Annotated in this window: 8 protein-coding genes; 2 read left to right on the top strand and 6 right to left on the bottom strand. The window is 68.9% G+C overall.

The window, feature by feature from the left end:
* Positions 1-91 precede the first annotated feature (91 nt).
* On the bottom strand, positions 92-5,581 hold the full coding sequence (locus ACBJ59_RS55750) for a LamG-like jellyroll fold domain-containing protein (protein WP_375118103.1): 5,490 nt from the start codon (positions 5,579-5,581) through the stop codon (positions 92-94).
* Positions 5,582-6,286: 705 nt separating this feature from the next.
* On the bottom strand, positions 6,287-7,294 hold the full coding sequence (locus ACBJ59_RS55745; protein ID WP_375118102.1) for a LacI family DNA-binding transcriptional regulator: 1,008 nt from the start codon (positions 7,292-7,294) through the stop codon (positions 6,287-6,289).
* 273 nt (positions 7,295-7,567) lie between these two features.
* Here ACBJ59_RS55745 and ACBJ59_RS55740 point away from each other — a divergent pair, with 273 nt between their 5' ends.
* Both ACBJ59_RS55740 and ACBJ59_RS55735 read left to right on the top strand, forming a co-directional pair.
* Positions 7,568-9,970 carry a beta-glucosidase gene (locus ACBJ59_RS55740; protein ID WP_375118101.1) on the top strand — a complete coding sequence of 801 codons (2,403 nt, stop codon included), beginning with the start codon at positions 7,568-7,570 and terminating at the stop codon, positions 9,968-9,970.
* A gap of 27 nt (positions 9,971-9,997) precedes the next feature.
* Positions 9,998-12,019 (top strand): beta-galactosidase, encoded by a 2,022-nt coding sequence (locus ACBJ59_RS55735; RefSeq protein ID WP_375118100.1) that lies wholly within the window; start codon positions 9,998-10,000, stop codon positions 12,017-12,019.
* Here ACBJ59_RS55735 and ACBJ59_RS55730 read toward each other — a convergent pair.
* The 4 genes from ACBJ59_RS55730 to add all read right to left on the bottom strand — a co-directional run bounded on the left by ACBJ59_RS55730 (position 12,010) and on the right by add (position 14,902).
* Positions 12,010-12,534 (bottom strand): hypothetical protein, encoded by a 525-nt coding sequence (locus ACBJ59_RS55730; protein WP_375118099.1) that lies wholly within the window; start codon positions 12,532-12,534, stop codon positions 12,010-12,012. The two genes, ACBJ59_RS55735 and ACBJ59_RS55730, sit on opposite strands and share 10 nt — an antisense overlap.
* Positions 12,535-12,593: 59 nt before the next feature.
* Positions 12,594-13,019, bottom strand: a complete 426-nt coding sequence (locus ACBJ59_RS55725) for a nuclear transport factor 2 family protein (RefSeq protein ID WP_375118098.1) — start codon at positions 13,017-13,019, stop codon at positions 12,594-12,596.
* Positions 13,020-13,068: 49 nt separating this feature from the next.
* Positions 13,069-13,569, bottom strand: coding sequence for a phosphotransferase family protein (locus tag ACBJ59_RS55720; RefSeq protein ID WP_375118097.1), 501 nt, complete (start codon positions 13,567-13,569; stop codon positions 13,069-13,071).
* A gap of 358 nt (positions 13,570-13,927) precedes the next feature.
* Entirely contained in the window at positions 13,928-14,902 is a 975-nt protein-coding gene (gene add, locus ACBJ59_RS55715) for an adenosine deaminase (RefSeq protein ID WP_375118096.1), read from the bottom strand.
* Positions 14,903-14,915: the final 13 nt, after the last annotated feature.

Raw genomic sequence — 14,915 nt, 5'->3', positions numbered from 1 at the left:
CCGCCCATCCGAGCGCCTCGGGCGGCACACTACGGCACACCGAGCGAACGAACAGGATGATCAGGCGGAAACCTCCGCCACACCGAACCCATTACTCAGGACGATCAAGGCGTGAGTCATCGAGGTTGATGTTCGGATTATTCTTCTTGACCGCCGGAAGGGAGATGGCCAGGGGCCTATAGTCGTATGGACTGCTGTGCTGTGCATACTCCACGCCCTTCCATGAGCCGGATTTGATTCGGCTAACTATAGCGACGTGCCCGAAGTCGGGACTTCCGCCAGAGTAATCAAAGAGCAGGACATCGCCGACTCGAAGGGTCTTCCACGAGGTCACCCAGGTGGCACGGCGCTGCTTGACCATGAAGTGCTGGAAGAAGGAGTTGGCTCCGGACCATGACCAACTCGTCGCAGCTCTGACGGCCCACGAGTTGTACCACGTGATTTTCGACTTCGACTGGAACCACTGTGAGGCGTCACGGCGGTCTGCGTCTGTGGGCTGCTTCCCGTTCGTGTCCATCGCCGCTCCACCACCGTAGTGAAGCGCTCTGGACACGAAGTTCGTGCAGTCGTTCCCGAAAAGGGTTTCGTCTAGGTAATGGCCGACCGCCCATTGCGCTGCAGCGGCCCTGTTCACGAGCCCTGACCCGGCACTGGATGCCGCCGAGCTGTCGGCTCTCGGCTGCCCCGCGAAGGCATCGTCGATAGGTAGCTCGGGAAATCCGTCCGAGTCGATGGGCAGATCCATGCCGTCCGCCGGGATCGACCCGGGCCCAGTGGGTACCTCATTCATGTCCGGAGTCACGCTGACGAGCCGCCCGTCGTCGGACGAATCCCTGACCTGGATTCGGTCGCATGCGCCGATCGAGAAGGTGTAGGTCTTGAGATGCTCCGTCTGGTTGGTCTCCGGCTCAGGGTTGGCCGTACCGATGTCGCCGAGGTATTCGAAAGTCTGACTCACCTGTGCCTGGGCAGTCGTGGATCCCCCTGCCTGGTCGTGGAAGAGCATCACTCCCGTGACGCCGGTGGAAGAAGCAGTCTGCCTGATCCCGCGCTCATCGAGCGTCCTCGCCACACCGGCCAGGTTGGGCTGCTGGGCGAACAGGATGGCCTTCGACGCCGCTGTGTCCCGGCCGGTCGTGATGTCCTCTACAGAGTCAGCAGCCAGCTCACGGAGCTGGTTCCGTGACTCTTCGAATGCCACGATGGCTCTCGAGAAAGTCTCGGGATCATCACACGCGTTCGCCGGGGGCGCTGGAACGGCGACCTCGACCGAGGTCCAAGGCCCTTCACCGTACGGAGATTTGGCGCGGACGGCGATGGTGTAACTCGCTCCCGCGGTCAGGTCCGTGACATCGGCATAGGTGCCCTGCACGGAACGCGTCTGGACGACCTGCCCGTTGGCATCGGTGACCTGAACATCGTAGTCATCGACGATCGCCAGGGAGCCTGGATCGGTAGGCGGGTGCCACGAGAACACGGCCCCCTTGCTGGCTCCTGCTGCCTGCAACGCGCTGATAGGCCCGGGCGCAGTAGGCAGTCGGTAACGCACCTTCGCTTCCATCGGCGTGGAACCGCCGAATTCCACGGTTTGCTCGCTGTCGGAAGAGATCGCGATCCAGCCCAGCAACGGAGTCGCGTCGATCTGCAGTCCATCGGCGGGAACCGGCCCCACAGGTGCCGGGTCGATCTCGATGGCGCCCTGAACGTCGGAGCCCATGATGGACGAGCTCACCTCACCCGAAAGCGGTGTCAACCTTACCTCGACCGCAGCGGAACATGGCGAGCCTTCGCACGAGGGATCCTTCAACAACAGCGTCGCGTCAACCGGTACGGAACCGGCAGGCAACTCGGCGAGGCTGACTTTCAAAGCGGATACCAGGTGCGAAGATCCTGGGCCGCCGAACTGGACCGTAGCCGAGTCAGTGAACGGGCAAGGCTGGCCACCGCATGAATCCACGCCGGTCTGGGCTGTTCTCACGATGATGTTCTCGCTGCCCAGCATGATCTCGTGGATAGCGCCGGACGGTGGTGTAGGTGGAGGAGTGCCAGTCGTGGTGAAGGACAACGGGGCGGTCTTGGCGGTGCAGACCTCCGTGCCCGAGGACGCGGTGGCTTCGGCGGCCGGACCGGCCGGGCCCGTGGCCGAGGGTGTCTGAGCGGAGACGGCCACCGCCTGTGCCGGGTTGGCGTAGAGGGCGGCGATTTCGGTGGCCGTGAGGGCCTTCTGGTAGAGGCGGACCTCGTCGATCGTGCCCTTGAGGTAGTTGGTGAGCGTACCGTTGGCTTTGGTGCGGCCGATCTGGATGTTGCTGGTGGCGTTCCAGGTGCTGGTGAAGGTCGTTTCGGCGTTAAGGACGCCGTTCACGTAGAGGCGTATCTTGCCTGCGGCGGCGTCGTAGACGCCAACCAGGTGGGCCCACTGGTTGGCGACGGCGTTCGCGGTGGACAGAGCTCGCAGGGGTGTGGCGCCGGTGGTGTCGGTCTGATAGGTGACCATGCGCCACTTCTGGTCGCCTGGGGAGTAGGCGAGCTTGAAGGCGCTGTTGACAGCGCCGTCCTGGCTGATGATGGCGTGGTCGGCGGTGGTGTTGTCGATCTTGGCCCAGGCTGAGACGGTGTAGCCAGCGTCGGTGTTGATGGCCGGTTCGCTAGTGACACCGTAGCTGGCGGAGGTACCGCTGAGTTGCAGACCAGACTGGCTTTTGCCGGTGGCCCAGGTCGCGCCTGTGAGGGTGACCGGGCGGTTGTTCCCGGAGGAGTCGGCGGCCGTGCTGCCGGTCCCCTCGTCGAAGGCCCAGCGAGCCTTGAGGTCGGCACTGAGGGTCGGGGTGGGTGTCGGTGTGGGTGTCGGATCCGGATCGGGTGCCGTGCTGACGTCGCCGACGCAGGCTCGCATCTGCCAGGTGTAGGCGGTGCCCGGTTGGACGGTGCCGGCCGGCAACTGGTACGAGGCCCGCTCGCCGCCCGGAACAGTGCGAACGCCGAGCGGGGCCGCGCCGACGGGGGCTCCAGTGCTGTCGTACAGATAGTACTTGGCCGAAACCGGCCTGCCCGAGGGGCGGTTGACCGTTCCGGACAGGATCGGCTGGGTAGGATCGGTCATGTCGGTCTCAGTGTTGGTGGGCAACATGGCCGCGTCCGAGGTGATCCGGTAGGCCGGGCTCTCACTGCAGGAGGGCGGGGTGACGCCGGTGCGGCAGGCCTTCACCACGAACTTGAGGCTGGCCGGGTTGTGCAGCTCAAACGTCTGCTCGATGACCTGACCGGACGGCTTGGCGTTGTAGCTGGTGGCCGACACCTCGCCGTACAGGTCCTTGACCTCCTTGGCGGTCAGGGCACGCTGATAGAGGCGCATGTCGTCGATCGCGCCCTGCAGGTACTGCAGACCACTGTCACCCTTTCTGCTGCCGATCCGGAAGGGGCCGCTGATGACAGTGCTGGACGGCTGGTAGTCGGCCTCGGCCGACAGCGCGCCGTCGACGTAAAGCCGGATCTTGCCCGCGGCGGCGTCGTGCAGTGCGACCACGTGCGTCCAGGCGTCGGTTCTGACGGGCTGGGTGGTGTCGACCCAGACCCCGTACCCGGATGAGCCTCCGGTGCCGCTGACCTGCAGCCGCCACTTTTGTGAGGTGCTCAGGTAGTACAGGCCCAGACCGAATGGATCTCCATCCTGACTGGCGACGTACTGGATGGTGTCGCTGTTCTTCAGCTTGACCCAGGCGCTGATGGAGAAGCTAGAGTTCTGGCTGAGCACCGCCCTGCTGGTGGTGGCGTAACTGTCCGGGACGCAGCACCCGTTGCTGCCGGTCATATCGTTCAGTTCGATGGCCGAGCCGAGTTTGCCGGGAACGCTTTTGCGCCGACTGCCCGAATAGGTGGCGGTGTAACCGTTGCCGCTGGCATCTGCCGCGGTCGCTGCTCCGCTCGCTTCGTCGAACTTCCAGTGCGCCATATGACCCGTCGGAGCCGTGGGCGGCGGGGTCATCGTGGATTCGTTGACCGTGACGGTGTAGTCGAGGTTGGTGGCCTCGGCCACGCTGGACTTGAAGCCAACTTTCACGTTCTGAGCCCGGGCAACCGCGTCAGTGCCGTCGAGGGAGTCGATGGACTCGGCCGTCACCGTGGGAATCTCCGGCGGCAGCATGTAGGTGACGGTCAGTTTAGGCGGTCGACCTCCGACCTTGTAGGAGGAGTCGAATTCGACCCAGCCAGGGGTCCCGGCCGAAGCGTCCTGGATCTCGTTCCCACCGCGAATCTGGAGGCCATAGTCGGTGGCCCCAGTCGCCCAGGCGTTGGCGATGTCCTTGATGTTCCAGCTCACTGCGCGTGGAACCTGGTTGTAGGCGGGACACACCTGTAGTTGGGAGCCGGCTTCGGCGACCTTCGGCTTGTTGGCCCAGTTGCGGACCGGGACCGTGCCGCTGCCGGTGCCCCAGTCGGAGGTCAGCCGGGAGACCTTCAGAGCACCGGTGTAGGAGCAGCCGTTGAATGCGCCGGTGGCGTACAAATCCAACTGCGCCGACCCGACAGCGCGCCCGACAAGCGCCGTGGTGTCGAAATCCAGGTAGGTGCGCAGGTGGCTGACCGGCTGCGTAGGGGCGCAACTGGATAGGCTGCTGCCGACCCATAGCTTGTCACCGGTCATGATGGAGCTGTTGCCGCAGTAGTAGTAGAGGTAGAAGTCGGACTGCAGTGTCAGCGTGGTGGTCGGGTCCACGACCACGGGATACTGCGTGGCCGGATCAGCCAGCCACGCGGGGTCGGGAGTGAGCACCAACGTGCTCTTGCCCTTGCCTACCTTCTCGACCCGGGTGGTGATCTTTCCCGCAGGCTGTGCCTGCCTCTGCGAACTTCCCGCGGTGACCTCGGGAGCGGAGGCGGACGCTTCGGTCATGACCGGTGCGGGCGCCTGGGCGACGGTCGCTCCAGAACTGTCGGCTAGCTTCAGCATGCCGTCCTTCGCTTTGCTGAAGGTCAGCTTGTCCGTCTCGACCGGAATGCGAATCTCCATCGGCTCGGACGGACGTTCCCGCAGGATGACGTCATGCCGGAAGCCATCGGGCAATGCTGTGAGGACGAGATCCGCACCAGGTCCGGCGGCGTCGATGTAGGTAGCGACATTGCCCTCGATGCGAGGCCGTGGCAGGTCCTTGAGCCATGACAGGGCGAAGCGCTGCCCCTTGTCACGCTCCAGAGAAGCGAACGGCCCATTTCCACCCTGCGAGAACCGCACGTCGGCCTTGGCCAGCTTGGGCTTCAGGACACCATCCTTCTCCACCAGCGTGGTGTCGATCCATGCCCACGAACCATCCACCTGTTTGAGCTGCGAGGGACCGGCGTATGACTGCGTTGTTAGATGCCCGTCCGGATATGCCCAGGTGCGAGATGTCTCCGTATAGGCGGTCTCAACCGCGACCGGCGCGTTCCTTTTCTTCGCCTCTTGGATCGCGGCACGTAACGGCGCGTCCGGATCTTCGGGGCGCGGGAACGTGGTACTGACAGGACCTGTAGGGGTGGCGGCCGGTTCGGGGTCCGCCTGTGCGCTGCCGGAAACGCCTGCGACCAGCAGCGATGCTGTCACGGCGAGCACCGAAGCCGTCGCGACCGGCCCTAAGGCAGATCGGCCCCGTTTGGGCGTGCTGACTAGCTTGTTCACTAACACCCTCAATCTAACGTGGGCAAGAAAAAAGCAAACAAGCTTTACCGTTTGTCAAGATCACTCTGCAATATGAGAAAGATCACCATTATGCGATGATGGATAGGTGTAACGTCCCAGACTTTAATAGCGATATATATCCTCATGAGAAGCATGTGAACTGGTAATTGCTCTTCTCAAAGTCGCCGCCGACGCCGTTCGCGCCTTCATCGGCCCGACGTTCGTGCGGTCTCAGTAGACTGCCACTGAAACGTTCGCTCTATCTAACGTCCGAGCGGTTCCTCACGGCATCGAGCGACGGGGGGCGATCAGCAGGTCACCATCACCGCCGAGGTGTTGCGCGATATTCTGGCCCGTCAGCAGGCAACGGCACGGACAAATCTGGTGGTGCCGCACCACCAGTATCAACGGCGCCACCTCCTTCCGACATGGACGTGTAAGCCGTCCTCCGCGACCCCGTCACCAGCGAAGTCACCTGACTGCCACGGCGTATGGCGGCTGGACGCACTCTCGACAGGGTGATCCCGAACCGCCGCCCGGTCCGCAACCAGGAAGCACGTCCCAACCGCTGGGATTCCATGGTCCACATCAGACAGCACTAAACGCCCACTTAATCGGGCCCGCGCACGGTCAGCGGTGGCGGGTCGTGCTGCCTCGGACGACGAGGGTGGTGGCGAGCTCGATGCGGGTGCCCGCGGGCCCCCTCGGATGGGTCAGCTCCTCGGCGACGAGCCGGACCGCCTCGTTGGCCATGTCGTCGAGCGGCTGCCGGACGGTGGTGAGCGGCGGCGAGAGCATGTCGCACAACATCGAGTCGTCGAACCCCACCACCGACACGTCGTCGGGCACGCGCAGGCCCCGCTCGGTGGCCGCCTGGTAGACGCCGGCGGCCTGCAGGTCGTTCCCGGCGAAGACGGCGGTGGGCGGGTCGTCGCGGTCGAGCAGCCAGCCCCCGAGGTCCTTGCCGCCCGTGACCAGGAAGTCGCCGTAGCGGGTCAGCGCCGGGTCGGAGTCGATGCCGAACGTACGGTGCGCGGCGAGGTAACCCTCGTACCGGTCGAGCGTGCACTGCGTGTCGAGCGGCCCGCCGATGAACCCGATCCTGGTGTGCCCCAGCTCCAGCAGGTGGGTGGTGGCCATGACGCCGCCCAGCCAGTTCGTGGCGCCGACCGTGGACAGGCGCGGGTCGCGCTGGCCGACCGGGTCGAGCAGCACCAGGGGCACGTGCAGGAGCTCCTCGATGGCGGTGATCTCGCGCTGGTCGGCCCGGGAGAGCACCAGCACGATGCCGTCGGTGTTGCGCTTGCGCACCATCCCGATCCAGCGCCGCAGGTCGAAGTCGGACCGGGCGGAGGAGGTCACGACGAGCGAGAACCCCCACCGCGCCGCCGCCTTCTCGGCGCCGCTGATGAGCACCTGGGCCCACGGGGAGCCGAGCCCGTCGATGAGCAGGTCGACCACGCCGACCCTGGGCCTGCTGGGCGGGCGCGGGGCCTCGTATCCGGAGGTCCTGACCGCTTCGAGGACCTTGTCCCTGGTGGCGGCGGAGACGTGCTTCTTCCCGCTCAGGACCTTGGAGACGGTCGGCACCGACACTCCGGCCGCCGCCGCGACGTCAGCCAGCGTGGCTCGAGGCACATGACCTCCTGTTGCCGTGGTGCCGCCATCCGGCGACACCGGCGAGTTCGACTTTCGGAAAACCACCTTGAAACACGACAGCCCTCTGACCTGGCCCGACCAGCGAAATGCCGGCAATTAACCCAGACTGTTGACATGGCTACGAGCGGCAGCCTAGCGTAACGGTTCGGCAATGTCACGGTAACCTTTCGGAAAGTTAACCAGAAACTTTCCGGTCGGTCCAGGCATTGCGAACCACCGTTTTGTTAGCGCTATCAACGATGAAGAGGGTGTATGCCTGCACGTGCTGAGCGGCCGGAGATCACCGAGCGCCGCTTGCGACGGGTCGAGAAACTGCTGGCCGACATGTCCCTCGGCGAGAAGCTCGCCCAGCTGGTCGGCGTGTGGCTGAACGTCAACCGCGACGAGGGCGTCGTCGCGCCGCTGCAGGACTCGATGCAGGGTGAGGACGTGCAGTTCGAGGCGTTCGCCCGGGACGGCCTGGGACAGATCACCCGCCACTTCGGCACCAGGCCCGTCGATCCCGGCTGGGCGCGCTCGGCGCTGGCCGAGCGGCAGCGCTGGCTGCGCGAGAACACGCGGCTCGGCATCCCCGCCCTCGTGCACGAGGAATGCCTGACGGGGCTGGCGGCGTGGCGGGCCACGACCTATCCTGCGCCGCCGTCGTGGGGTGCGTCGTTCGACCCGGACCTGGTGGAGGAGATGGGCCGCCGGATCGGGGCGAGCATGCGCGCGCTGGGGGTGCACCAGGGTCTGGCGCCTGTGCTCGACGTGATCCGCGACCAGCGGTGGGGGCGGGTGGAGGAGTGCGTCTCCGAGGACCCGTACGAGGTCGCCACCATCGGCGCCGCCTACGTGCGCGGCCTGCAGTCCACGGGCGTGATCGCGACGCTGAAGCACTTCGTCGGCTACTCCAACTCCCGCGCCGGCCGCAACCTCGCCCCGGTGCACGCGGGCGCCCGCGAGGTGGCCGACACGCTGCTGTTCCCGTTCGAGGTCGCGGTGCGCGACGCGGGCGCCGGCTCGGTCATGAACTCCTACGCCGAGATCGACGGCGTCCCGATCGCCGCCGACGACCACTACCTGACCCGCGTCCTGCGCGACGACTGGGGTTTCGAGGGCACGGTCGTCGCCGACTACTTCGCCGTCGCCTTCCTGCACACGCTGCACGCCGTGGCCACCGACGCCGAGGACGCCGCCGTGCAGGCTCTGACGGCGGGCATCGACGTGGAGCTGCCGACCGGGGTGGCCTACCTGGAGCCGCTGGCGCGGGCGGTCACCTCCGGCCGGATCGACGAGGCGCTCGTCGACCGGGCGCTGCGCCGCGTGCTGCGGCAGAAGGCCGGGCTCGGGCTGCTCGACGACGACTACGACCCCGAGCCGGGCCGCGCGGAAGAGGGCCCCGTGAACGGCCCCGTGAACGGCCCCGTGAACGGCCCCGTGAACGGCCCCGAGAACGGCCCCGAAGACGGCCCCGAAGACGGCCGGGTGGACCTCGACGATCCCGCCTCCCGCGACGTCGCGCGGCGGCTGGCCGAGGAGTCGGTCGTGCTGCTGACCAACGACGGCGTGCTCCCGCTCGGCGACGCCTCGGGCAGGAAGGTCGCGGTCGTCGGGCCGAACGCCGACGACGTGGCCGCGCTGTTCGGCTGCTACTCCTTCGTCAACCATGTGCTGCCGCACTTCCCCGATGTGGAGACGGGGCTGGCCGCGCCCACGCTGCTGGAGGCGCTGCGGGCGGAACTGCCCGGCGCGGAGCTCGCGACCGAGCGGGGGACGGGGGTGGACGACGGCGATCGCTCGGGGATCGCCGCCGCCGCCCGCCTGGCCGCCGCGTCGGACGTCGCGATCCTCGTGCTGGGCGACCGGTCGGGGCTGTTCGGCCGGGGCACCTCGGGCGAGGGCTGCGACGTGGAGAGCCTCGACCTGCCGGGCGCGCAGGCGGAGCTGGCCGAGGCGGTGCTGGCCACGGGCACGCCGACTGTGGTGGTGCTGATGACCGGCCGCGCGTACGCGGTGCCGGGGCTGCTCCGCGACGCCGCCGCCGTCGTACAGGCGTACTTCCCGGGCGAGGAGGGCGCGGGCGCGATCGCCCGCGTGTTGAGCGGCGCGGTCAACCCGTCGGGCCGGCTGCCGATGAGCATGCCGCGCGGCACCGCCGGCCAGCCGTACAGCTACCTGCACCCGAGGCTGGGCGCGGCCGGCTCGGTCAGCAACCTCGACCCCGCCCCCGCCCTGCCTTTCGGGCACGGGCTGAGCTACACGAGCTTCGCCTACGCGGACCTGACCGTGGCCGCGGAGGTGCGGGCCGGGGAGCCGATCCGCTGCTCGGTGGTGGTGCGCAACACCGGGGAACGGGCGGGCGCGGAGGTCGTGCAGGTGTACGCCTCCGATCGGATCGCCTCGGTCACCCGGCCGCTCGCGCAGCTCGTCGGGTACGCCCGCGTCGAGCTGGCCCCCGGCGAGAGCGCGCGGGTCGCCTTCGACGTGCCGGCCCGGCTGCTGTCGTTCACCGGCCGCGACGGGCGGCGCGTGGTCGAGCCGGGCGAGGTCGGCGTGTCGGTGCGCCGCTCGGTCGCGGACGTGGTCGAGGAGCGCACGGTGCTGGTGACCGGCCCGGTGTACGCGTTCACCGGCGACGAGCGGCGCCTGACGACCGTGTCTGTCGAGCTCTGACGATCACCAGTAACGGGAGTACCTGAAATGTCACGTATGGAAGCCTTCCGGCGGCGCGTGGGCGGTTTCGCCTTCGGCGGGGACTACAACCCCGAGCAGTGGGACCGTGCCGTCTGGCGGGAGGACGTCCGGCTCATGCGCGAGGCCGGCGTCAACACCGTCAGCCTGGGCGTGTTCGCGTGGGCCTCGCTGGAGCCCGAGCCCGGCAAGTACGAGTTCGGCTGGATGGACGAGATCATGGATCTCCTCCACGAGAACGGCATCAGCGTCAACTTGGCCACCCCCACGGCGGCGCCGCCCGTCTGGCTCACGCACCTGCACCCCGAGGTGTTCCCGATCAGGGAGGACGGGCAGCCGTTCGGCTTCGGCAACCGCCTGCACTACGACCCGTCCTCGCCGATCTACCGCGAGTACGCGGCGAACATCACGACCAAGCTGGCCGAGCGCTACTCCTTCCACCCGGCGCTGGCGATGTGGCACATCAGCAACGAGTACGGCCCCACGTCGTACGGCGAGGCCGCCTCGGTCAACTTCCGCCGCTGGCTGCAACGCAAGTACGGCACCCTCGACGCGCTGAACGAGGCGTGGACCACCCGGTTCTGGGGTCAGGTCTACACCGACTGGGAGCAGGTCGACGTCCCGCACATCCCGCGTAACTGGATGAACCCGACCCGACGGCTCGACTTCAAGCGCTTCACCTCCGACGCGCTGCTGGAGTGCTACATCGCCGAGCGGGACATCGTGCGCTCCTTCCGCGACGACATCCCGGTCATGACGAACTTCATGCGCTTCTTCCGCCACGCCGACTACTGGAAGTGGGCGCCCGAGGAGGACGCGGCCGCGCTCGACATCTACCCGAACCCGGCCGACGCCGACTCCCACGTGTCGGCGGCCTTCAACTACGACCTGTTCCGCTCGCTCAAGGGCGGGCAGCCGTGGATGCTGATGGAGCAGTCCAGCAGCGCGGTCAGCCAGTGGGCGCTCAACATCGTCAAGGAGCCGGGGCGGATGCGGCTCGGCTCGCTGCAGGCGGTCTCGCGGGCGGCCGACTCGGTGATGTTCTTCCAGTGGCGGGCCAGCCGGGGCGGCCAGGAGCGCTTCCACTCGGCGATGCTGCCGCACTCGGGGCCGGACTCGCGCACGTTCAGGGAGATCACCGATCTCGGGCGGGAGATGAAGCTGCTCGCCCCGGTGGCCGGCACGCGCTCCCAGGCGGAGATCGCGATCCTGTTCGACTGGGACGGCTGGTGGGGGCTGGAGGAGGTCTTCGGCCTGCCGCGGTCCGACTTCAGCTACACCGACACGGTGATGCGGCACTACACGCCGCTGTGGGAGCGGCACCACGCCGTGGACGTGGTGTCCCACGGGTCGTCGCTGGACGGGTACAAGGTGCTGGTGGTGCCGAACGCGTACCTGATCTCCGACGAGGCGGTGGCCCGGATCGACGCGTTCGCCAGGAACGGCGGCACGGTCATCATGTCCTTCTTCTCCGGCGTCGTGGACGCCGACAACCGGGTGCGCCCGGACGGCTACCCGGGGGCGTTCCGCCGGCTCATCGGTGCGAAGATCGACGAGTACTGGCCGGCGCGGCCGCACGAGGAGTTCGCCGTGTCGTTCGCCGACGGGCGGCGCGCGACCGCGACGTGGTGGCGCGACGACCTGCACCTGGAGACGGGGACGGCGCTGGCGACGTACGCGGACGGGCTGCTGGAGGGGCGGGCCGCCGTGGTCGAGAACCGGTACGGCGCCGGGCGGGTCGTCTACTTCGCGACCCTGCTGGAGCGGGACGCCTTCGACGCCGTGGTGGCCGAGACGGTGGCGCGGGCGGGGGTGCGCTCGCGCTTCGAGGGCGTTCCGGCGCACGTGGAGTGCTCGGTGCGGGGGGACGCCACGCACGAGTACGTGTTCCTGCTCAACCACAGCGCCGAGGCGGGCGCGTCCATCCCCGTGGGAGGGGAGGGGACGGACCTGCTCACCGGGCGGCCGGTGGCGGGCGAGGTCACGCTGGAGCCGCTGGGGGCCGCGGTGATCCGCATCGCTCACACGTAACGGCCCACGCAGTCGGCGAAGCGGTCCGCGCGCACCTCGCAGTCGTAGGTGAAGTGCTCGCGGCCGCCGCCGCCGGTGTCGTAGTCGCACTCGGCCACGACCCGCCCTTCCCGGCCGGGGGTCAGGGCGAGCAACGTGTACCGTCCACCGGCCCGGATGACCTCGGGGGCCAGGAAGCGGTCCATGATCTCCGCCCGCCCCTGGTAGATCCGCCCCACGCTGTCGAACCGGGCCTCGGGGGCGAAGGTGTCCCTGACGCCCGCCTCGTCACCGGCGTTGACCGCCCCCACGAACCGCTCCACCAACGCCCGCTGCCCCTCCGGCACGGTCCCGCCTGAAGGCGTCCCGGGCGGGGACGTGGAGGTGGCGCCGGCTCTCGAGGCTGTGCCGCCGGGCGGGGTGGCGCCAGGCGGGGTGGCGCCGGGTCCGGGGCCCTGCGAACAGCCGGCCGTCGCGGCAACCACCACCGCCGCGAGCGCCACCACCTTCGCCGCCACGCGCATCATGATCGTCATGCCCTCATGCTGTGCCCGGCCCACGCTTGCCGTCCAAGACCTGTCGCCATGACCATCGGCTATGGCACGGCTCCCTCCAGCATGCGGCGGCCCCTGGCGGTGTCCATGTACTCGCGTACCCGGTGGATCCGTCCGTCCCGGAGCTCGAAGACGAAGCAGTAGTCGTTGCGGTAGGCGTTCCCGCCGGCGAGCGTGGCCTCCATGGTCTCCTCCACGACCACCACGTCACCGTCGGCGTGGAAGCCGCGGAAGGTCAGCGAGACGTCGGCCACGAACAGGCGGGGGAAGTCGACGGTCAGGAAGTGGATGATCGCATCCCTGCCCACCATGTGGTGCGAGCCGCCGAGGGCGACGGCGGTGGCGTTGCCCGGGGGCGCCAGCCATTCGGCGTCCTCGGTGAAGAAGGAGGCGATCACGTCGCGGTCCCGGGTCGAGAACGCCCGCCAGGCGCCCTTGACCAGGTCACGGCTCTGTTCGGAGGTCATGGCGAGGCAGTCTAGGCAGCCTGCGGGGCGGGAGGCTGGCCATATCCGGTCATGGAGCCCGGGACACCACGAACTCCTCGTAGCCGTCGGGCAGCGGCACTCCTCGCGACAGCATCCAGTGCACCCGTCCCGCGCCGGTGAGGGCGAGCGTCGCACGGTACCCCAGCTCGACGTCGGCCCGCCGCAGCCGCCCGTCCGCCCCGGTCAGGAAGTCCTCCACGGGGTCCGTGGACGTGCTGAGCGCCAGTGCCGCCAGGTCCGCCCCGGGTGGCCCGGTTCCCAACGTGGCCCAGTCCAGCACCACCGTCGCGCCGTCCGGGGACCCTGGCGCGATCAGGTTTCCGGCCGAGAAGTCGCCGTGCGACAGGACCGCCGGTAGCCGGGTGAGGAGCTCGTCGCGCCGTCGCCACAGCCGCTCGATGCGCGGGTCGGCGTCCACCGGCGTCCACTCGGTGGCCGCCACGCGCTGGGCGAGCTGGTGGCCACCGAGCCAGGGCACGTCCGGCACCACCGCGCCCGCCTGCCACGCCCCGAGCCGGCGAGCGGCCACGTCCGGGGGACTCGTGCCGCCCGGTGCGTACGGGCCGGGACTCCTTGCGTACGACCCGGAACGGCACCTCCACTCCCCCGCTCAGCGCGATCCCGGTCAGCCTGGCCACCACACCGGTCGCCGCCCCGCTGCCGCCACCGATCGGCTCGGCGCGACAGCGCAGGACCGACCCACCCGACCGACCCAGAACCGCCTCCAGCACCGTCGCGGGCAGCCCGTCACCCATCGCCCATCGCCCCCATGCGATCCTCCCTCCGTCCCATCCGCCGCCCGGCCGCGCCAAAAGCAGCCAGAACGCCGGCAGGCGGGGGACCACCCGCCACGGAGTCCTGCGCCACACCCCCGCCGGGCGCGGCGGTCACGAAGCGTCCGGTGGGGAGGCGGTGGGCGGGGCGGCGAGCCACGCGTCCACCCCGGCCCGGAGCTCCGCCTTGAGCGGCTCCGGGGCGAACGAGGCGTCGATCGAGGCCCTGGCCAGCGCGGCCAGCTCCCCGTCCCCGTACCCGAAGACCTCGCGCAGCCGGGTGTACTCCTCCGCCAGCGCCGTCTCCCCGTCCGTGTTGACCGTGACCGCCAGCCCGGCCGCCCGCAGCCGGGGCAGCGGGTGCTCGGCGAGCGACGGCACGAGCCCGAGCAGGACGTTCGAGGTGGGGCAGACCTCCAGCGGGATGCCGCGCTCGCGCACCTCCGCCACCAGCGCCTCGTCGTCGAGCACCCGGATGCCGTGGCCGAGCCGCTCGGTGTGCCCCACGTCGAGGGCCTCGCGGATGCTGGCCGCCCCGGCCGCCTCGCCCGCGTGGTGCACCAGGTGCAGCCCCGCGTCCCGGGCCGCGTCGAACACCTCCGCGAACGGGGCCAGCGGGTGACTCTCGTCCCCGGCCAGCCCGATCCCGATCACCCGGTCGTGGCGGCCGGCCAGCTTGTACGTCCGCCACAACCGCTCCACCGGCCGCCGCCTGGAGTGGTCGAGCAGCACCCGGCACACGATCCCGTGGCGGGCCTGCCCCTCCGCGAGCCCGTCCAGCACCGCCTCCAGCGGCATCTCCGGGTCGCCCACGCGCTCGCCGTGGGAGGCGGCGGTGAAGGTCACCTCGACGTACCGGGTGCCCTGGGCCGCCTCGTCCGCGCAGAACTCCAGCGCGATCCGCCGGAAGTGCTCCGGCGCGCGCAGCAGCTCACGCACCCGGGCCCGCTGGTCGGCGAACTCCCTGAAGGTCCTGAACACCCCTTCGGGCTCGGGCGCGCCGCCCAGGTCGCGCACGGTCCCGGGGCGTACGGTGCTCTCCAGGTGGACGTGCAGGTGGGCCTTGGGCAGTGACCGTACGTCTCTCACGTGCCCCAACCCT

It is taken from the genome of Nonomuraea sp. MTCD27 (assembly GCF_041950495.1).
GTDB lineage: Bacteria > Actinomycetota > Actinomycetes > Streptosporangiales > Streptosporangiaceae > Nonomuraea.
This window is presented reverse-complemented; position numbering and strand designations above follow the sequence as displayed.

Coding starts and splice junctions, on each gene's coding strand:
- ACBJ59_RS55730 (WP_375118099.1), bottom strand. CDS start 12,534: ATGACGATCATGATGCGCGTGGCGGCGAAGGTGGTGGCGCTCGCGGCG.
- ACBJ59_RS55735 (WP_375118100.1), top strand. CDS start 9,998: ATGTCACGTATGGAAGCCTTCCGGCGGCGCGTGGGCGGTTTCGCCTTC.
- ACBJ59_RS55740 (WP_375118101.1), top strand. CDS start 7,568: ATGCCTGCACGTGCTGAGCGGCCGGAGATCACCGAGCGCCGCTTGCGA.
- ACBJ59_RS55725 (WP_375118098.1), bottom strand. CDS start 13,019: ATGACCTCCGAACAGAGCCGTGACCTGGTCAAGGGCGCCTGGCGGGCG.